Origin of the sequence: Pseudoalteromonas shioyasakiensis (genome assembly GCF_024518675.1) — a bacterium.
GTDB classification, from domain to species: domain Bacteria; phylum Pseudomonadota; class Gammaproteobacteria; order Enterobacterales; family Alteromonadaceae; genus Pseudoalteromonas; species Pseudoalteromonas shioyasakiensis_B.
Genome location: NZ_JANIGL010000004.1, coordinates 127,454 through 145,921, shown reverse-complemented (window position 1 = coordinate 145,921; position 18,468 = coordinate 127,454). Strand labels below are relative to the sequence as shown.

Sequence of the window (18,468 nt, the reverse complement as noted above, 5' to 3'; positions counted from 1 at the left end):
TGTCGCCAAATAGCTACATCACAACCTTATGTTTTAAAACAAAAAGGCTTTAAAACCTGAAAACATGTTGCAAAAAAGAAACACCACCAAGTAATTTTTGCGCACCATCTGATGAAACAAAAATGCAACCCACTGATATTTAATGATTTTAAATATTGGCACTGTTCTTGTTATATCCCAGTAAGAAAATCTTATAAGGAAATCACATGAAAGTATTTACACCCGCATGTATGTGCTTAGGTTTAATACTGAGTTGTAATACTTACGCAATAGATGCTCAAGCCACATTTTCTGAGCTTGATAAAGATGGTAATGGGACCTTGAGTGAAAGTGAAGCATCTGAAGATGCTGTGCTTCATGAAAGCTTTGAGCAAATAGATAAAGACCAAAATGGTCAAATATCGTTTGCCGAATTTAAACAGTTTCTTCAATAAGGACTATGTTATGAAACAATTAATCGCTGCTTTTTCGTTGCTTCTGTTAGCCATTAGCGCTTCAGTGCTAGCAAATCAAATGAATGTAAAATTTGCTCAATTAGACATTGACTCTGATGGTGTGATCTCATTACTTGAAGCCAAGAAAAATGATGAGTTATTCAAGCAATTTAGTGATCTTGATGAAAACCAAGATGAAGTACTTTCTGAAAAAGAGTTTGCTCATTTTAAGATTTAAAGTGAATTAAAGTATTTGCCATAATCCCAGAGGGAGTGTGTAAACGGATTTATTGTTGGGACTTAAATTATGGCAAATGCTTTACTCCTATTGTGCGTTAAAACTCAATTAAAGGAATTAATTATGAAAAACATAATGGTTTTTTATAGTTTACTAATAGGCGCTAGCTTCAGCGCTTCAGCATTGGACGTTAAGCAACGGTTTGATCATTTAGACAGCAATAAAGATGGCTTTCTAACGCATGCTGAGCTTGAACCCCAACCTCAATTGCTAAGAAATTACTCTACGTGGGACAAAGATCAAGATAACCGAATATCTTTGCTTGAATTTAAACAATTTTTAACCGACAACTTATATTAAAAAACATAGCCCATGAATACTTTTAAACATACCCTTTTATTTTCACTGATAACAATCAGCTGTAGCAGTTTTGCGACAAGTAACCGTATCGCAGAGCAATTTAAAGCATTAGATAGAAACGATGACGGTTTACTAACACGCTCTGAATCTGCGAAAGATCCAGCGCTATGGTCTCGTTTTAAAAACTACGATACAGATAAAGACAACCGCTTGTCATTAGCTGAGTTTAGTGTTTATTTAAATCAATAACCTCTCAGTAAAACCAAGATAACCCACAGAGTGAAACTCTGTGGGTTAAGTAATTAACTTAATTTAAAGTATTCAACTTGCTCTAATACAGACTTACTTTGCTGCGCCGTTTTAGTGCTTGTATCAGCGGTTTGTTGAGATATCTCTGCGGTTTGCTCTGTTAAAGTATGAATGGTGTGCATGTTTTGACTGATATCAGCAGCCACGGCCGATTGTTCTTCAGCAGCGGTAGCAATTTGCTGAGTTTGATCATTAACCTGATTGATCATACCCATGATTTCTTTCAATAAGCTATTGCTCTCGTCCATTTTATCTTCTGCTTGCGCGGCAACCCGAGTACTATCAGCCATCATTGTCACCGCATTTTGACTAGCCGAACGTAATTGACCTAACATAGTCTCTATTTCATTTACTGAGCTATGCGAACGTTGAGCAAGTGTACGAACCTCGTCTGCAACCACCGCGAATCCACGCCCTTGCTCGCCTGCCCTAGCGGCTTCTATCGCGGCATTTAAGGCAAGCAAATTAGTTTGCTCAGAAATATTACGAATTACATCCAGAATAGTTTCAATTTTACTGGATTCACTTTGTAGTTTATCAACCACTTCTGATGTTTCGTTTAATGTGCCAAGCAACTGGCTGACAGCTTCTTTTGTTTGCTCTGACGCCTCTAAGCCACTGTTCGCAAGTTGCATCATACTGTCAGAGGCAGTCGCAGATTCGGCAGTATTAACCGCAATACTCTTACTTGTTACTGATAGCTCTTCGATAGCAGTAACAGCTTGTGTAGTGTGATCTGATACCTCGGAAGTTGCTCCTTGAATTTGCGTATTAGCCTCTAGTAACTCGCTACTGTGGTTATTAACTGCACCCACACTATGGTAAATGCTGACAAGTGTGGTATTTAGGTGAGCGATTGTCGCATCCAATGTACGGCTTAAATCTGCTACTTCATCTTCACCTGCTACTGCTGAATACTGATCAAGCTCCCCCCGTTGTAATGCATGTGCACTTTGGCTTACAACAGTTAAACCTTGCACTACCTTTTGTGATAATAGGTGACTGAATAAAACAGCTAATGCGATAGCTACAAGAATTGAAACGTAAAAAATACTATTAGCGAAACTAATAGAGTCTTGTGCCGCTTGTTGTGATTGATGAACTTGGGCAGTATTTGCCTGCTCAAAGCGTTCGAAAAATGCGGTAAGCGCTAAATGTGAGTCAACAAACTCGCGGTAAATTGAATACTCGGCTTTATTATCTGCGGACGACTCCATCGCCTGCTTAAAGTTAAGTGCTGCAGTTTCATAACGCTGTGAATGACTTTTTAGTTTTACTAATAAATTTGAATCCCCAGCATAGGCCTGACTTATTTGCTCTATTAAAGGCGCGGTTTTAGCAATGTTATTGTCTATGCTGCTTAGCAATTCAGGGGCTTGCTCGTTTAATCCAAGCAAATACACAACTTGTAAACCACGAATATCAGCTATCACACCGTCTTGTGCTTGTTTTAGCTCTGCACTGAGTTTACTAACTATAAAGTTATGCTGGTAAAAATTATCAAACCCAGTGGCAATTTGATTATTTGCAACTTTAATAAACGCCATAGCAACAATAAATATGATGCAGATTATGGCCGATAACAAAATGAATTTACTGCGCATCGCCAGTTCGTTAAGTTTCATGTTAGTTCCGATTAAGTCAATATTTTATGCTTTAATTCATAAGCATAGCTGAAAAATATGAACAATATATAATAATTTCGTAATTATTTTGCGGGTTGCGAATTCTCTGTTACTGTTTAATAGACACTCGCTAAAAAAGACAACTAAAAATGAAAAATTTACTCGCGATCCTGTTACTCGCACCTCTATTCGCTATTGCTGACACTCAGGTTATTTTCAACGCCAATGGTTATACCCCCACCTACAAAGGTGATTTAAAACAATTTAGTACACTTGTGATCAAAGATGGGAAAGTCGTCAAAATAGGCGGTGATAAATTAAAAAAGAGTTTCCCTCAAGCGACCACTTTTGATGCACAACAAAAAACATTATTGCCTGGTCTTATTGATGCACATGGCCACGTTATTGGCTTAGGTAAAAACCTGTCACAACTTGATCTACGTGGTAGCGACTCAATTGAAAGTATTCAAACACAACTAGCAAACTTTGCGACAAATAAGCAAGGCTGGATAACAGGTCGTGGATGGAACCAAGAGTTATGGCCTAATAAACAATTTCCTACAGCCGCTGATTTAGACAAAATAGTAAAAGATAAGCCTGTTGTTTTATCTCGAGTTGACAGTCACGCGCTTTGGGTAAATAGCAAAGCGATGGAACTTGCAGGAATATCAAATGCCACTAAGACTCCTGCAGGGGGTGAAGTTATTAAAGATGCTAGTGGCTCACCTAGTGGGATATTCATTGATAAAGCGCAAAGCTTAATTAATGCTGTTATTCCAAAGAGTTCCGATCAATCCATAAGTGCGGCACTCGATAAGGCAGGCGAGCACCTTTTAAGCTTAGGTATAACCTCAACCCATGATGCAGGAATAGATAAACAAACCTGGCAGATTTACAAACAACGTGCAGAGCAAGGTACATTACCACTGCGAATTGTCGCGATGCTCAGTGCAGCTGATCCTGAACTTAACACTATGCTCAAAGCCGGTCGCTATAAAGACTTAAACGATCATATGTCTATTCGCAGTGTAAAAATATATGCCGATGGTGCACTTGGTAGTCGAGGTGCAGCATTACTTAACGATTATGCAGATAGAAAAAATCACCGTGGTTTAATGCTAGAAAATCAACAGACATTAGAACAACTTTTCACCTTGAGCTTCAGTCATGGCTTTAGTGCAAACACCCACGCAATTGGCGATAGAGCAAATCAAATTGTGCTTAACGCATATGAGAATGTATTTAAAAAAACGGGGGGGATTTTACTGCGAAATAGAATTGAGCATGCCCAAATTGTAAGCCCCAACGACATCCCTCGTTTTAAAACGCTAAAAATCATTCCATCAATGCAGCCCGTTCACGCCACATCAGATATGCACATGGCTGAACAACGCTTAACCAAGGCACAGTTATCTGGCGCATACGCATGGCGAACTTTCTTAGAGCAAGGTTCAGTCGTAGCAGCAGGATCTGACTACCCTGTTGAACTTGCAAACCCATTTGATGGGCTTTATTCAGCAATAACACGGATGGACCACAACCAATTACCTAAAAATGGCTGGCGGGTACACGAAGCTCTGTCACGCGAAGAGGCACTCCATGCTTTTACGCTCGGCGCTGCATACGCTGCGCATCAAGAGTTTAAGCTAGGTAGTTTAGAGCAAGGGAAATGGGCTGACTTTATATTAATCAATAAAGATTATTTCAAAGTACCTATAGAAGAGATGTTTAAAATTACAGTAGAGCAAACCTGGATTGCCGGTGAGCTGAAATACCAAAAACCATAACAACCTACTTAAAGTCAGCACTGTAGCGCCTATTTTGCTGACTTTATTTTTTCACGGTTCAATTTTACAAGGTGATATAAATTAACAAAGGTCAGTACACCATTAGTAATAGCCACTGGCCACGCTGAAATCGCAATACCGTAAAGGGTAAACGCAATACAACCTGCTAAATTAAGCCAGCGTAACTTTACTACATCACTCATAGTAAGGGAGGCAACCAGCAAAGCTGAGGCAATATAACCTAAATATTCCCAACTCATTTGTTCTCTCCAATACTTTAGGTTAGCATTACTGCTATTGCGATTTTTACACTATATAGAGACAATGTGGTCGCGGTATAAAAAAGCTAACTTACTGAAAACCCAAAGTAGGCTCAATTGGCATACTTTAATAATCATTACACGGGATATAAAGGTATCAAACCTATCTTGGCCATGGTGACTCAAAACAGGTTAGTAAGTTAGCGTAAATTCTTAGAGTCTTAATGCTACCGTCATTAAGATGTAATAAATAGGACATTTGTCCGAAGAGCATATTTGATGTTTCAATATCATTTTTCTAGTTACTTGGTTGAGCAGCTTTTAACGTTTGCCGGTAGTCGCTACCAGCAATCAAAAAAAGAAGTATTACTGCACCAGGATCAACCACTGAGCAAATTAGTATTAGTCAGAAGCGGAACCATCTCATTTAGCTATGATGTAGGAAATGGTCGCCGCCTGTTATTAGGTCAACTGGATTGTAACAACACCCTAATTGGTGAGATTGAAGCACTTAATAATAACCCTTGTATTTACACGGTGACGTGCTTTAGTGATGTGAGCTACAACTTAATCGAACTTAAGCATTGGCGCGCATTACTGCTCGAAAAGCCAGAGCTTAGCTTATACACAGCACAGACTATAGCTGCAAAATTTCAAGAAAATCAAAAAATAAACTTAGATAAGCTGTTATTACCGCTAGGCTACAACATTGCAAAAGATTGTTTATTACGAGCAGAAAACAATAACCCAACGCTACTCAGAGAGTATCCAACAGTAAATGCAGAGGCTGAACGCTTTGCAACGACTGAGCGCGCATATCGACGAGTTGTTTCGGAATTGGTTGAAAAAGGCTTAGTTGAACGCTCTAACAGCGGTTTAAAAGTAGTCGACCTAGATAAGTTAAGTGATTATGTAGATAGCTTTTCACAAATATAAGGCCCTATGGCCTTATATTTGATGTTTCGAGTATTACTTTTCTACTAATAAATCATGGATATTCGCAAGGTCAGTTTTACCTTCGATGATCTCATCTGGCGTTAACCCTGAAAGCTCATGTGGGAAAACTAGCCATTCATCTGATTCATGAATATAGTAATCAGGCTTCATGTCCACCTTAGTATTTTTTGGCTTGTAGTATGGGCATGCTACGCGAATATCTTTTGGTAAATTTAAACGCATAAGCTCTGACAGTTTTTCTTTTAGGGCAAAAATACTTCGGCCTGAGTCAAACACATCATCTACGATCAGCAAAGAATCACCCGCATTGGCTTTTTCTATAATGTAATGTAAACCATGAACTTTAATTTCTTTAGATTGTTGATTAATACCGTAATATGAAGAAGTACGCACTGCAATATGGTCTGTTTCTATGCCTTTGTAGTCATAGTACTCTTGCACTGCAATACCAATTGGTGCACCACCACGCCAGATACCAATAATAAAATCAGGACGAAAACCGTCTTGGTAAACTTGCGCTGCAACGCGAAAAGAATCTTCAAGCAATTGTTGCGCTGTGATGTAAGTCTTATCAGACATAATAGAAACCCCAGTGTAAGTAGTTCAATCAAGTGTAGCCTAAGCTAACCACCTGAATAGCGGTGGGGCGAGATTTTAGCGCATATTAAGATAAAAAGCTTGTCTGATGATTATTTTTAATGCTTGTTAGCTAAGTTGTTACAACGCTTCACTTAGATCTACTCTAGAAAAAATAACGTTGCTGAAAATAAAAGTGGCACTTCACGTTAACAAAGTGCCACCGTTATATAATTACTTAAACGCAGAGCTAATTTAAGCTTTCTCTAACAAAGTACGAGCAACGGTACGCATACCAACGGTTGTTGCGCCAGCCGCCCATTGACCAGTGCTACCCATGTTAAACGCAGCGGCTAAATCGATATGCACCCAACCTTTACCATCATTTGGCACAAAGCGTGATAAGAAACCTGCGGCATTTGATGCGCCACCATAACCACCGCCTTTTTGCGCTCGGCTATTTGCGGTATCTGCATATGGTGATGGGCAGTTTTGTTGGTGCCACTTTTCAAGTGGTAATGGCCAACCGGCTTCCATTTCTTGCTCTGCAAAGCCTTCTACTTCACGCACAAACTCTTTATCAAGACCAAATAGTGCATTGTACTCTTGGCCAACTGCAACCAAGGCTGCGCCAGTAAGCGTTGCAGCATTGATAATGAGCGGAGCACCGGTTTCACCGGCTGCCATTAGGCCATCGGCAAGAACTAAACGCCCTTCGGCATCGGTATTTACAATTTCAACCGTTGTGCCATTTTTATAAGTAAGAATGTCACCTAGTTTGTATGCATGGCCCGAAATCATGTTCTCTGCACAGCATAAAAATAGCTTGATACGTTTGTTGATACCACGGCTAATCGCTAAAGCTAAACCAGCTGTAACAGTCGCTGCACCGCCCATATCGCATTTCATTCCCAACATGCCTTCACTTGACTTAATTGAGTAACCACCTGAGTCAAACGTGATACCTTTACCCACTAAAGCGGCATCTACTGGTGCATTGTCATCTCCAGTTGGGTTGTAATCTAATGCTAATAATACTGGCGGGCGCTCACTGCCACGGCCAACAGCATGAATACCAATCCATTGCTGCTCAAGTAATGCATCGCCTTTAATAATCTGGTAGCTGACATGCTCAGGTGCAAGTGATTGAATAAATTCAGCCGCTTTGCCAGCGAGGCTTTCAGGGAAAATATCATCCGCAGTGCCGTTGATCATTTCGCGGGCCCATGTGGCTGAACGTAATAATGAATTTAGCTCTTGGCTATCTGTTTTTGCATTTTCTGCAAACTCAACACCAGCTAACGTTTTAGGAGAAACAAAGCCTTGATAAAATGCCCATTGCGTTTCAGTACACCAGCAATCACCCGCTAGAACCACATTTTTAACGCCTTGATTGGCAATAGTACGCGCTGCTTTTTGCACGTTTTTTAAGGTTTCTTGCTCACTCAGATGAACCGTTGCGCCTTGCTCGTTAAATGAAAGTGTGGCGTTTTCGCCCCAATGAGATGCAGCCGCTTGTTCGCTTAATTGAACAACAAATTTTTCAGACATGTTAGAATACCCTTTGCGCTAATTAGTGGCATTGAGTCTACTATAGCTGGCACAACTTCCCAACTGATTGAGACTAAATAATGAAATTTGCTAAGCCATTACAACAAGCCACCTTAATTAAACGCTACAAACGATTTTTAGCCGACTTACGCTTAGCTGATGGCTCAGAATTTACCGCTCATTGTGCCAATACAGGAAAAATGACCGGCTGCGCCGAGCCTGATTTCAACGCATTTTACTCAACCAGTGATAATGCAAAACGTAAATATCCGCACTCCTTAGAGCTGACGCAAAATCAGTTTCAACACCTCATATGTGTTAACACTGCAGTAGCAAACAAAGTGGTCGAAGAGGCTATTCAAGCGGATATGATTAGTGAGCTTAGTGGCTATCAGCAATTACAAAGTGAAGTGAAATATGGCCAAGAAAATAGCCGCATTGACTTTTTACTCAGCGATAGCAACCGCCCTAATTGTTATGTGGAAGTAAAATCTGTCACCTTATTAAGTCAAGATTCGCCACCAACTGGACAGGGCTACTTTCCTGATGCGCAAACCCTACGTGGGCAAAAACATATTCGCGAGTTAATTGAAATGGTTGAGCAGGGCCATCGTGCGGTATTACTGTTTGCTGTATTACATGAAGGCATTACGCAGGTAAGTGCTGCAAAACATATCGATGAAAAGTACGCAAAATTACTTACTGAGGCGATTGCGAAAGGCGTTGAAGTGCTGGCTTACAAAGCGAAAATTTCGGCCAAAGAAATAACTTTGGCCGAAAAAGTAACTTTTATTCCTTAATCAATGAAACGTCCATTTCACCAATCAAGTTGAGGTTAATATCTTCATCTTTGAATAATAATGGTCTAAGTGTGGCGTTTTCAGAGTAAAAACGAGATTGATCATCAAAATGCTCTGAGGTCGAATCTGAACTTTGTGACATCGTTAATAGCCCTTTAGCAACAGGGCCATCGTCGGTAAAGTTCATGACAAACATCCAACTTGAGCCATAATTAACCGGATAACCTGCGCTACTGAGATTAGACTTTAATGGCTCTCCCGTGATTGCATCATTAAGTGCTTGATGATCAATATAGGGGATTAAAGTTGAACGTGTGGTACCGCTGCGATCAAACCGATACACATTAAAACCGCCTTCAACATGCATAGGCCCACTCCACGGCAGCTTTTCACCAGAAGCATAGCCACCCGCTAAGGTTTTCTCAACAAACTGCATTTGTGCAAGAGTTGCATCCAGTGCAATGCCATTCATTTGTAAGGTCGCTACGGCATGTGCCAAAGTAACTAATGCCGAGCCATCTATACGTAAAGTGTTAGGTGTATTAGCAGGGTTTGTGACATCAAAATTATCCGCAAGTAAGGTATCTGCATCAAATAAATGGGCAAATTCACGAATAAGTGCAGCGCCTTGTGTCTCAAGATTCATCGCACCATTCCATTGCGCTAAAACGGCACATGCCTCAGTTAAGTCTATGCTTTGGCCATTACTTAGCACCACAGGAGTGTCACCTTGAGCTTGGCATTGGGTAACCAGCTGTGCAAACACCAGCTCACCTAGATATATTCGATCACCGACTAACGCCAGTTCAAGTTCGTCCAAAGTGAATAAACCATCCTCTCCTGCGCCGTCTTTTAATAACTGTAAGCCCATGCGCGTGCGCAGTGAAAGCGGCTGGTGAACATCACCATATTGCGCAGCAAAACCTAACAGCGGCTGCTCTGGATTTGTGACCCAGTAACTATCATTTGAATTTTGTACATAATCGGTGCGGTTTAACTGCGGGGCTTCTTCAAACGGCACATTACCATCAGCTTCAAATAACTTTAAGTTACCTGGTACTAAATCAAACCCGGTCGATTCGCGCAATGCAACGAGCTCAGGCTGGATACGAATAGCCATATTCGCCGTTTCACCGACATTAAGTACAGTGCTGTCATCAACGAAAAATACATTGCCGTCTTTATCCGTCGCCATAGTGTTATTAAACGACACGCCATCAAACTGAGCAAATGAAGCTTTCATATCATCAAGGCTGCGGGCTTGGTTTAAAGCCGACCACTGCGCAACCACATCCATATTAAATTCATTCGCGTCTTTGATAGTAAATGCTTGACTGTCATCCCAGCCTAGGCCGTTTGCTGCTGGAGTTTCAATCATTAAGCCGTGGTGACTATAATAAAAGTCTTTTTCCAGCTCGATGGTCATACCCGGTGCGACTGCTACTTCAACCGAGACTTTTTTACTGGTAATCGCATATTCATCACCTTCAACGCTATAACTCATGCGGTCATTTTCATTCAGCGCTAATTGATAAATTAAAAAATGCCGTGCTGTTGAAAATGTGTGAGTCCATGCAACATGCTCATTAAAACCAATATTGATAACCCCTGGCATCCCTTGCAAGCTACCGCCCATTACATTCATAGCACCGGGTATGGTCAAATGTGATTGCCAAAAACGTAGGTTACCTTCATGAGGAAAATGCGGATTTGCTAATAACCCGCCTTTACCATTGGCCATTTTATCTTTACCAACTCCCCAGCCATTTGAACCTAAGTGCTGATACTTTTTCTCAAGTTTAAAACTTTGTGCTTGTTGATTAATATTTTTAACAACACTCGATACCGCACTTGGTTGGGTTGCTTTTGGTGTTGGTAAATATTCACCGCCGTCCCCTGGGTTGGCTAAAAAAGCCAGATCTAAAAAGTTTGCAGAACTGGCAAGCTGCACTGTTGCCATTGCATAAGCCAGCATATCTTCTGGTGTTAGCGCAAAGACCCAAGGTTGTGATGCACATTCTGGTGCTAAATTAGCAGTACCAGTATCACTGACATATTTATTAAAGCCTTGCACAAAACCTTCATAATGCGCGCGGCTAGCATCATTTAATTCACTGTAATGTTCATTCGCATAAGCATTGACACCTAAGGCTTTATAACCAAAGTCTGAAATTAAATGGGCGGAGTCACCACTGCCGGGAACTTTATCTGGGCCGTAATATTTAGCCCTTTCACCACGGGTTTTCACTATTTGATCAAGTAATAAACATGCATGGTCTTTTGCATAAGCGTAGCCACTACCAAACGCTAAGCTTTCTAAGTTATCGGCAGTAATGTGCGGTACACCAAACGTTGTCCAACGAATATTTGCGTTGAGTGAATTGTCATCATCAAATGTCGTAATTTCAGGTGCAGGCTCTGGTGTTGGTTCAACCACCACAGGGGGTGATTCAATATGGTTTTCGTCATCATCAGAGCTACAAGCTGTTAATAATAATGCAGCGGCGATACTAATAGAGAGTGTGTGAAGTTTCATTGTGGTTCCTTGTTGGTTAATCTGAATGCTAATAAATAGAGGTGAGCTTCAACCTCCATTCAGATCATTTATTGTTTTTATCCATTGCTTACCATGCCTTATAAAACTTGCTAAATCTTGACTTTTCACGCAAAAAATTGACTTTGCGCGCCAACTAATGCAGTTTGATGTTTACCCACTCTCTGACCGTGACCCTAATGTATTTTGTTAGTAGCCAAATAATTCGCTCATTAGTGCAGTTCTTAGTTGCTCAAGGGCTTGATGCTCATACCATAAACTCGTTATTGAGTAGCCGAGCTGAGCACCTAGATGATAGCCGCTATAAATACCCTGTAGCAGATTACGAGCAATTAATGGCGTATGCAGCTAAACAGTTGCATTGTGACCATGTAGGATTAAAGTTCGGCCAATCGTTAAAAACCCAAAGCTGGGGTCTCCTAGGCCATATCGCCTTAGTGAGTGACTCCTTGGGTAAAGTGCTAGAGCATGCTTTGCAACTCAATACCTTAATAAGAAATGTCGGTATCATTCAACTTAATCATGAGCAAGAAACCAGCCATTTAAGTTGGTCCCCTAGCACGGAAATTCAACATTATATGGTGGATGAACTCTTTAGTAGTTGGTTAGCTTTTGCCAAATATTGTAGTAGCAAAAATACTGATTTATCGCTACTTAAAGTACAGTTTACTCGGGCTGAGCCACACTCCGAAAGCTTGCGTGCATACAAAGCCATATTTAATTGCCCAATTGAGTTTCAAGCAACCACAAATACCCTCAGTTTCAAACGCAATATGCTGAGCAACCCACTCAACTCAGCCAATCAAGAGCTTGAGCAATTATTGTCAACACAGGCAATGGCGTTGATCAGTGAGGATGATCGTATCAACCAACTAAAAGCACTTATTACCGCCCACTTTCCAGATGTGCCTAATGTTGAACAAGCCGCCATACAGCTTGGTTTGAAAAAGCGCAGTTTGCAACGCTACTTAACCGAACAAGGTTGCAGTTACTCACAGTTGATTGATGAAATTCGTAAATACCATGCTAAGCGCATGCTGCTGCAAAAAGTAAGCGTATTGGAGATCAGCAATCGTTTGGGGTTTTCAGAGCAGAGTGCATTACAACGCGCATTTAAGCGCTGGTATGGCTATTCACCGAAAAAGTTTTTAGCACAGATAAAAAATTAAGTTGTAAAAATTATTTTTGCCCATATAACTAGGCCAGTTAAAAAATCACACTGTGATTAAAAAGCAATCATAATTACCGCCTGATACCTTTTAAAGCAGTAAAAACAATTTAACCACAGCTAATTAATTAAAAATAAATTTGCCTAGGCCATAGGATTCTGTTATTTATAGCCGCCGGCTAAAGCTGGGCATTATATTAAGGATTTAGGAGAAAGTTATGCCAGACCAAAAAAAATTAGGGTTATTGGCTCAGGCCGGATTAGAACCGTATCAGGAAAAACCGGGCGAAGAGTATATGAATGAAGCACAACGTGCTCATTTTAAAACTATTTTGGAAGCATGGCGCAATGACTTACGTAACGAAGTAGACCGTACTAAATCGCACATGCAAGATGAAGCTGCTAACTTTCCTGATCCAGTTGACCGTGCTGCACAAGAAGAAGAGTTCTCTTTAGAACTTAGAACACGTGACCGAGAGCGTAAACTGATCAAAAAAATTGAAAAAACAATTATCCTTATCAAAGAAGATGATTTTGGGTATTGTGAATCATGTGGAATTGAAATTGGTATCCGCCGTTTAGAAGCACGTCCTACTGCTGATTTATGCGTAGACTGTAAAACGCTTGCGGAAATCAAAGAAAAACAAGCTGGACGCGGTTAATAGCTATTCGTTAAACCATGTCTGATACCACAGCCGTTACTGCGCCAGTGCGCAATTATCGCGGTCGCTTTGCGCCGTCTCCTTCTGGACCTCTTCATTTTGGTTCACTGGTAGCGGCTGTAGGTAGTTACCTTGATGCTAAACACCATCAAGGTAGTTGGTTAGTTCGCATTGAAGATATAGACACCACCCGCGTTGTTAAAGGCGCAGCAGATGATATTCTGAAAACCTTAGAAGCTTATGGCTTATATTGGGATGAGCAAGTTGTCTATCAAACTCAGCGCCATGAACTTTATCAACACATCGTAGCGCAACTTCAAGCCAAACAACTCGTTTATGCCTGTAACTGCTCCCGCAAGCAAGTTAAAGCACTCGGTGGCATCTATCAAGGCCATTGTAAAAACCTTGCCCTCGCTTTTGACAACCATGCGCTGCGTTTAACCCAATGTCATGCGACCTCACACTATCACGACCTTATTCAGGACGAAGTGGTTGTTGACTCTGGATTGGCTCATGAAGATTATATAATCAAGCGCAGTGATGGCTTGTTTGCTTATCAGCTGGTCGTTGTCGCAGACGATATTGAGCAAAAGATTACTGATGTTGTACGCGGAGCTGACTTATTAGAGCCCACCGCCAGACAACTTAGTTTATTTAAGCAGCTAGGTGCAACAACTCCTAACTATGCTCATTTGCCTTTAGCGGTCGCAGAGCCTGACTTTAAATTATCAAAGCAAAATTATGCCCCTGCAATTTCTAAGCAGCAGCCAAAACCTGCACTTTTTAGTGCTTTTGAGTTTTTAGGCTTAGCACCAGAGCAAGAACTATTAAGTGCAAGTATTGAGCAAATGATGGCTTGGGCTATTGAGCGTTATCACTTAAATGTAGTACCAAAAGTAGCACAAATTCAAATTTCTCAATCAGCCGACAACCTCACCACCCACTTTACTCATATAATTAAGTAAAAATTCGCTAATTAGCGTTTATTTTAGAGCCTTCAACTTAATTTTTGAGCTGCACTGGTATATTATAGCCAACCTTAGCAAACCTTAAACGCAACACGTTTATCGCCAAGTATGCACATTCCTCGTGCAGTTAATAACAAAATACAGCTATACTTGGTTAGATTTTTGATGGCTATGTGCTATCAATTAACCAAATTCTGTAGGAGACAGATTATTATTTCCAAGCTTTTTCAATTTTGTCGGCAAATGATAGGCCCAAATGCCACGCAGACAAATCAGCAGCAAGACTCGACGCAGCCTTTGGTGATAGGACGTAATGAGCATGGCATTTCTCGCAAACAATTTAGCCCAAATGCAATCAAGGTATTATATCGCCTAAAAGACGGAGGCTTTGATGCCTACCTTGTTGGTGGTTGTATTCGTGATATTTTGTTAGGCCAACAGCCAAAAGATTTTGATGTTGTAACCAATGCGACGCCTGAGCAAGTCAAAAAGTTATTTCGTAACTGTCGTTTAATCGGCCGCCGCTTTCGTTTAGCGCACATTGTATTTGGCCGTGAAATTATTGAAGTTGCTACAATGCGTGGCCATCATGAAGCCGCACCTGATAAGAATCAAATCAGTCAATCAAGTGAACAGGGCCAGTTATTACGGGATAATGTTTATGGTAGTATTGAAGAAGATGCAGAGCGCCGTGACTTTACTATAAACGCGTTGTATTACTCGATTAATGATTTTTCTATTCATGATTTTGCCAACGGTATCGCGGCTATCAATGCCAGACAAATAGAGTTAATTGGCGATCCTAAAACACGCTATAGAGAAGACCCTGTACGTATGTTACGTGCCGTTCGTTTTGCTACCAAGCTTGATATGACGATTGCGCCAGCAACTGAAAAGCCAATTAAAGAGCTGGCAAGCTTGCTTGATAACATTCCGCCTGCGCGCTTATTTGAAGAAACACTGAAATTATTCTTAAATGGTAAAGCAGAAGAAAACTTCCTAATGCTGCGCCGCTACAATTTGTTTAAATCACTATTTCCAGCGCTAGATAGCATTTTAGAGAAAAACCCAGACGGTTTAGAGTTTTCCCTTATTCAGCAAATGTTTCGCAACACAGATGAACGCATAAACGCGGATAAAAAAGTCACACCGGCTTTTATTTTTGCTGCGTTATTGTGGTTCCCATTATTAAAAATTGCAAAGCAATTACAAATCAGTGAACAACTTTCTGAGTATGATGCTTTCGCTCAAGCGATGAATAAAGTACTGAGCGAAAATGCCCAGCATATTGCCGTGCCAAAGCGCTTTACCTTAGGCGCTCGTGATATTTGGCATATACAACAACGTTTAGATAAACGTTCTGGCCAACGTGCCTATAGGCTAACGCAACAACCACGCTTTAAAGCAGCTTATGATTTCTTATTATTACGCGTGCAAGCTGGTGAGCAAGAACACCAAGAACTCGCAAATTGGTGGACGGCCTATTTAAGCAAAGATATTAATGGTCAAAAAGATATGGTCAAAGCGCTTGGTAACCAAGGCCCAGCTAAAGGCCGACGCCGTAGTCGCCGCCGCGGCCCCAAACCAGTAGCCGAGTGATAAAATGGAACTTGTATACCTTGGCCTAGGGGCAAATTTGAATGCCCCCCGTGATCAGCTTAATAATGCGGTAGTTGCCCTGCAGGGGCTACCTGACTCTGAATTCGTTGCGGTTTCACACCATTACGCCAGTAAGCCAATGGGACCGCAAGACCAACCTGATTATGTCAATGCTGTGGCAGCGATTAGAACATCGTTAAGCCCTGAACAGCTACTTGATTTAACGCAGCAAATAGAGCTTGAACATGGCCGCGTGCGTAAACAAGAACGCTGGGGACCGCGTACCCTCGATATCGATATTTTATTATTTGGCGAGCAACTAATAAATACCGAGCGTTTAACTGTCCCCCATTACGGCCTAACCGAGCGTGAGTTTGTGGTGTACCCTTTACTTGAAATTGCGCCAGAACTTATTCTGCCAACAGGTATAACACTAAGCACGCTTACCACAACCTTAGCATTAAACGAACTACAACAATTACCTCTGTAATTAATTTCAGGGCGATGCCGACGAGGATATTATGTCTAAAATAACAGTTTCTACTCTCATTAAAATGAAAGCAGAACAACAAAAAATAACCGCTTTAACGGCTTATGATGCCAGCTTTGCTAAGCTATTTTATGATAACGGTGTAGACGTTATTTTGGTCGGCGATTCACTAGGAATGGTGCTGCAAGGGGGTGATGATACCCTCGCTGTAACTAATCAAGATATTGCCTATCATACTCGCAGTGTTCGTGCTGGTAGCCGCGATTTATTTGTTATTGCTGACATGCCATTTATGACCTACTCCAACCCAGAGCAGAGCTGTAAAAATGCAGCAGAGCTAATGCGCGCTGGTGCCAACATGGTAAAGCTTGAAGGTGGCGAGTGGTTGCATGAATCAATTAAAGCACTTACCCAGCAAGGTATTCCTGTATGTGGGCATTTAGGTTTAACACCGCAATCAGTGCATGTTTTTGGTGGTTTTAAAATTCAAGGTCGTGGTGAAGAACAAGCACAAAAAATGATTAGTGATGCTAAAGCACTGGAAGCCGCGGGAGCACAATTAATTGTACTTGAATGCATTCCTTCAGCGCTGGCAAAACGCATTACCGAGGCACTTAATATTCCAACCATAGGGATTGGTGCAGGCAATCAAACCGACGGCCAAATTTTAGTTATGCATGATTTAGTTGGTATTTCAGCCGGCTATATTCCTAAGTTTTCGAAAAACTTTTTACTAGAAACAGGCAATATGCCTGATGCTGTGAAAAAATACTGCGCAGATGTAAAAAGTGGCGCCTTTCCAAGCACTGAGCATGAGTTTAAATAATGCAGTCAATAACTGAAATAAAATCTCTTCGTAGCCAAATAAAAGCCTGGCGACAAGCGGGTTTAAGCATTGCCTTAGTACCTACCATGGGCAATCTGCACCAAGGCCATTTTTCCTTGGTAGAAAAAGCAAAAACCATGGCAGATAAAGTGGTGGTGAGCATTTTCGTTAATCCTATGCAATTTGGTGCCAACGAAGATTTAGCTAATTACCCACGTACCCTAACTGCTGATAAGCAAGGCTTAGCAGAGCTTGGAACTGACACTGTATTTACCCCAAGCGTAGAGACCATCTACCCAAACGGTTTAGGTGTGCAAAGTTTTGTTGATGTTCCAGGTATTTCAATGGGATATTGTGGCGGCTCACGCCCTGGCCACTTCAAAGGTGTGGCCACTGTGGTCACTAAATTATTTAATTTAGTACAACCCGATTTTGCTTGTTTTGGGGAAAAAGATTTTCAACAACTGCAAGTCATAAAAACCATGGTACGTGACTTGTCAGTACCAGTGCAAATCATAGGTGTACCGACCACACGTGAAGTATCAGGCCTAGCTATGAGCTCACGTAATGGCTACTTATCTGAGCAACAAAAAAATACTGCCACTGCGTTATTTAAAGAGCTAAATAGTTGTGCAGATAAACTTCTTGCTGGCCAACGTGATTTTAACTCTCTGTGCCAACAAGCGAAAGAATCGCTCGTTAAAGCAGGACTTAAACCAGATTATTTTGAAATAGCACAGCGAGATAGCTTAAAAAACGCTACACTAGATGATGAAAATTTGGTGATTTTAGCTGCTGCGTTTTTAGGCGAAGTAAGGCTAATAGATAACTTACAAGTTGATATTAATAACAACAATCAGGAAAAAACATGAATTCATTATTTAAGTTAGCAACAGCCGCGGTATTTTTAAGCGTATTATCTGGCTGCCAAAATCACATTGAAAACCCAGAGATGCAGCAATGTGCTCAACAGAATTATCAATGTGAACTTAATTGCGAGCAACAAAGTACTGGTGACGGTATGGTTCATAAACTATGTAGTACTAAATGTATTGAGTCATATAATCAATGTAAAGAAAATGCTGAAGCCTTAGGCGCAGTACAGTAATATCCCCATTGAGCTTACCGGTAAATATCACCGTAAGCTCATAATCAATTCCATTACCTACTCTTTTACCGCCATAAATTAATCATTATTCATATTAGCGCAAGGTTCACTTTAGTAACATTGTCTTACAGTAGTGAATTAACACCGTATTATCTGATGTAATAACTTCCTACTCCTGTATATAAAATACACTCTT

The 18,468-nt window shown here is 40.9% G+C and carries 19 protein-coding genes and 1 pseudogene; 15 read left to right on the top strand and 5 right to left on the bottom strand.

The features are described from left to right. Positions 1 to 230: 230 nt before the first annotated feature. The 4 genes from NQT69_RS13450 to NQT69_RS13435 all read left to right on the top strand — a co-directional run bounded on the left by NQT69_RS13450 (position 231) and on the right by NQT69_RS13435 (position 1,281). Positions 231 to 434, top strand: coding sequence for an EF-hand domain-containing protein (locus NQT69_RS13450; RefSeq protein WP_372823261.1), 204 nt, complete (start codon positions 231 to 233; stop codon positions 432 to 434). Between the two features lie 10 nt (positions 435 to 444). Beyond that, positions 445 to 672 (top strand): hypothetical protein, encoded by a 228-nt coding sequence (locus NQT69_RS13445; protein WP_256828192.1) that lies wholly within the window; start codon positions 445 to 447, stop codon positions 670 to 672. Positions 673 to 795: 123 nt separating this feature from the next. After that, positions 796 to 1,032 (top strand): EF-hand domain-containing protein, encoded by a 237-nt coding sequence (locus NQT69_RS13440; protein ID WP_256828191.1) that lies wholly within the window; start codon positions 796 to 798, stop codon positions 1,030 to 1,032. A 12-nt stretch (positions 1,033 to 1,044) separates the two neighbouring features. Then, the gene (locus tag NQT69_RS13435) at positions 1,045 to 1,281 is read left to right on the top strand and encodes an EF-hand domain-containing protein (protein WP_256828190.1); all 237 of its coding nucleotides are present in this window, start codon (positions 1,045 to 1,047) and stop codon (positions 1,279 to 1,281) included. A 53-nt stretch (positions 1,282 to 1,334) separates the two neighbouring features. Here the strand turns inward: NQT69_RS13435 and NQT69_RS13430 are convergent, their stop codons facing one another. After that, positions 1,335 to 2,966: a methyl-accepting chemotaxis protein gene (locus NQT69_RS13430; RefSeq protein WP_256828189.1), complete on the bottom strand. Its 1,632-nt coding sequence runs from the start codon at positions 2,964 to 2,966 to the stop codon at positions 1,335 to 1,337. 149 nt (positions 2,967 to 3,115) lie between these two features. Here NQT69_RS13430 and NQT69_RS13425 point away from each other — a divergent pair, with 149 nt between their 5' ends. Further along, positions 3,116 to 4,753 (top strand): amidohydrolase, encoded by a 1,638-nt coding sequence (locus tag NQT69_RS13425; RefSeq protein WP_256828188.1) that lies wholly within the window; start codon positions 3,116 to 3,118, stop codon positions 4,751 to 4,753. A 29-nt stretch (positions 4,754 to 4,782) separates the two neighbouring features. Here the strand turns inward: NQT69_RS13425 and NQT69_RS13420 are convergent. After that, positions 4,783 to 5,016, bottom strand: a pseudogene (locus NQT69_RS13420) (YgjV family protein); the annotation flags it as partial. Between the two features lie 276 nt (positions 5,017 to 5,292). Between NQT69_RS13420 and NQT69_RS13415 the strand changes: the two are divergent. Then, entirely contained in the window at positions 5,293 to 5,949 is a 657-nt protein-coding gene (locus NQT69_RS13415) for a Crp/Fnr family transcriptional regulator (RefSeq protein WP_256828186.1), read from the top strand. 33 nt (positions 5,950 to 5,982) lie between these two features. Here the strand turns inward: NQT69_RS13415 and NQT69_RS13410 are convergent, their stop codons facing one another. Then, a complete protein-coding gene (locus NQT69_RS13410; protein WP_256828185.1) occupies positions 5,983 to 6,549 on the bottom strand; it encodes a phosphoribosyltransferase in 567 nt (188 codons plus the stop codon). 252 nt (positions 6,550 to 6,801) lie between these two features. Beyond that, a complete protein-coding gene (gene pepB / locus NQT69_RS13405; protein WP_256828184.1) occupies positions 6,802 to 8,097 on the bottom strand; it encodes an aminopeptidase PepB in 1,296 nt (431 codons plus the stop codon). A gap of 80 nt (positions 8,098 to 8,177) precedes the next feature. Here pepB and sfsA point away from each other — a divergent pair, with 80 nt between their 5' ends. Continuing rightward, positions 8,178 to 8,897 carry a DNA/RNA nuclease SfsA gene (sfsA, locus tag NQT69_RS13400; protein ID WP_256828183.1) on the top strand — a complete coding sequence of 240 codons (720 nt, stop codon included), beginning with the start codon at positions 8,178 to 8,180 and terminating at the stop codon, positions 8,895 to 8,897. Here the strand turns inward: sfsA and NQT69_RS13395 are convergent. After that, a complete protein-coding gene (locus NQT69_RS13395; RefSeq protein WP_256828182.1) occupies positions 8,887 to 11,433 on the bottom strand; it encodes a penicillin acylase family protein in 2,547 nt (848 codons plus the stop codon). The two genes, sfsA and NQT69_RS13395, sit on opposite strands and share 11 nt — an antisense overlap. A 197-nt stretch (positions 11,434 to 11,630) precedes the next feature. Here NQT69_RS13395 and NQT69_RS13390 point away from each other — a divergent pair, with 197 nt between their 5' ends. From NQT69_RS13390 to NQT69_RS13355, 8 genes are all read left to right on the top strand, one after another. Then, positions 11,631 to 12,620 (top strand): AraC family transcriptional regulator, encoded by a 990-nt coding sequence (locus tag NQT69_RS13390; protein WP_256828181.1) that lies wholly within the window; start codon positions 11,631 to 11,633, stop codon positions 12,618 to 12,620. A 217-nt stretch (positions 12,621 to 12,837) separates the two neighbouring features. Further along, positions 12,838 to 13,281: an RNA polymerase-binding protein DksA gene (gene dksA, locus NQT69_RS13385; protein WP_256828180.1), complete on the top strand. Its 444-nt coding sequence runs from the start codon at positions 12,838 to 12,840 to the stop codon at positions 13,279 to 13,281. A 17-nt stretch (positions 13,282 to 13,298) separates the two neighbouring features. Continuing rightward, positions 13,299 to 14,246, top strand: a complete 948-nt coding sequence (gene gluQRS, locus NQT69_RS13380) for a tRNA glutamyl-Q(34) synthetase GluQRS (protein ID WP_256828179.1) — start codon at positions 13,299 to 13,301, stop codon at positions 14,244 to 14,246. Between the two features lie 246 nt (positions 14,247 to 14,492). Continuing rightward, the gene (gene pcnB, locus NQT69_RS13375) at positions 14,493 to 15,848 is read left to right on the top strand and encodes a polynucleotide adenylyltransferase PcnB (RefSeq protein ID WP_256828178.1); all 1,356 of its coding nucleotides are present in this window, start codon (positions 14,493 to 14,495) and stop codon (positions 15,846 to 15,848) included. Between the two features lie 4 nt (positions 15,849 to 15,852). Beyond that, complete coding sequence (gene folK, locus NQT69_RS13370) at positions 15,853 to 16,338, top strand: 2-amino-4-hydroxy-6-hydroxymethyldihydropteridine diphosphokinase (protein WP_256828177.1); 486 nt, start codon at positions 15,853 to 15,855, stop codon at positions 16,336 to 16,338. 31 nt (positions 16,339 to 16,369) lie between these two features. Continuing rightward, positions 16,370 to 17,164: a 3-methyl-2-oxobutanoate hydroxymethyltransferase gene (gene panB, locus NQT69_RS13365; protein WP_256828176.1), complete on the top strand. Its 795-nt coding sequence runs from the start codon at positions 16,370 to 16,372 to the stop codon at positions 17,162 to 17,164. After that, a complete protein-coding gene (panC, locus tag NQT69_RS13360) occupies positions 17,164 to 18,036 on the top strand; it encodes a pantoate--beta-alanine ligase (RefSeq protein ID WP_256828175.1) in 873 nt (290 codons plus the stop codon). The genes panB and panC overlap by 1 nt, the downstream gene beginning before the upstream one ends. Then, positions 18,033 to 18,272, top strand: a complete 240-nt coding sequence (locus NQT69_RS13355) for a hypothetical protein (RefSeq protein WP_256828174.1) — start codon at positions 18,033 to 18,035, stop codon at positions 18,270 to 18,272. Before panC ends, NQT69_RS13355 begins: the two co-directional genes overlap by 4 nt. Positions 18,273 to 18,468 lie beyond the last annotated feature (196 nt).

Coding starts and splice junctions, on each gene's coding strand:
- NQT69_RS13450 (WP_372823261.1), top strand. CDS start 231: ATGTGCTTAGGTTTAATACTGAGTTGTAATACTTACGCAATAGATGCT.
- NQT69_RS13445 (WP_256828192.1), top strand. CDS start 445: ATGAAACAATTAATCGCTGCTTTTTCGTTGCTTCTGTTAGCCATTAGC.
- NQT69_RS13440 (WP_256828191.1), top strand. CDS start 796: ATGAAAAACATAATGGTTTTTTATAGTTTACTAATAGGCGCTAGCTTC.
- NQT69_RS13435 (WP_256828190.1), top strand. CDS start 1,045: ATGAATACTTTTAAACATACCCTTTTATTTTCACTGATAACAATCAGC.
- NQT69_RS13430 (WP_256828189.1), bottom strand. CDS start 2,966: ATGAAACTTAACGAACTGGCGATGCGCAGTAAATTCATTTTGTTATCG.
- NQT69_RS13425 (WP_256828188.1), top strand. CDS start 3,116: ATGAAAAATTTACTCGCGATCCTGTTACTCGCACCTCTATTCGCTATT.
- NQT69_RS13415 (WP_256828186.1), top strand. CDS start 5,293: ATGTTTCAATATCATTTTTCTAGTTACTTGGTTGAGCAGCTTTTAACG.
- NQT69_RS13410 (WP_256828185.1), bottom strand. CDS start 6,549: ATGTCTGATAAGACTTACATCACAGCGCAACAATTGCTTGAAGATTCT.
- pepB (WP_256828184.1), bottom strand. CDS start 8,097: ATGTCTGAAAAATTTGTTGTTCAATTAAGCGAACAAGCGGCTGCATCT.
- sfsA (WP_256828183.1), top strand. CDS start 8,178: ATGAAATTTGCTAAGCCATTACAACAAGCCACCTTAATTAAACGCTAC.
- NQT69_RS13395 (WP_256828182.1), bottom strand. CDS start 11,433: ATGAAACTTCACACACTCTCTATTAGTATCGCCGCTGCATTATTATTA.
- NQT69_RS13390 (WP_256828181.1), top strand. CDS start 11,631: ATGTATTTTGTTAGTAGCCAAATAATTCGCTCATTAGTGCAGTTCTTA.
- dksA (WP_256828180.1), top strand. CDS start 12,838: ATGCCAGACCAAAAAAAATTAGGGTTATTGGCTCAGGCCGGATTAGAA.
- gluQRS (WP_256828179.1), top strand. CDS start 13,299: ATGTCTGATACCACAGCCGTTACTGCGCCAGTGCGCAATTATCGCGGT.
- pcnB (WP_256828178.1), top strand. CDS start 14,493: ATGATAGGCCCAAATGCCACGCAGACAAATCAGCAGCAAGACTCGACG.
- folK (WP_256828177.1), top strand. CDS start 15,853: ATGGAACTTGTATACCTTGGCCTAGGGGCAAATTTGAATGCCCCCCGT.
- panB (WP_256828176.1), top strand. CDS start 16,370: ATGTCTAAAATAACAGTTTCTACTCTCATTAAAATGAAAGCAGAACAA.
- panC (WP_256828175.1), top strand. CDS start 17,164: ATGCAGTCAATAACTGAAATAAAATCTCTTCGTAGCCAAATAAAAGCC.
- NQT69_RS13355 (WP_256828174.1), top strand. CDS start 18,033: ATGAATTCATTATTTAAGTTAGCAACAGCCGCGGTATTTTTAAGCGTA.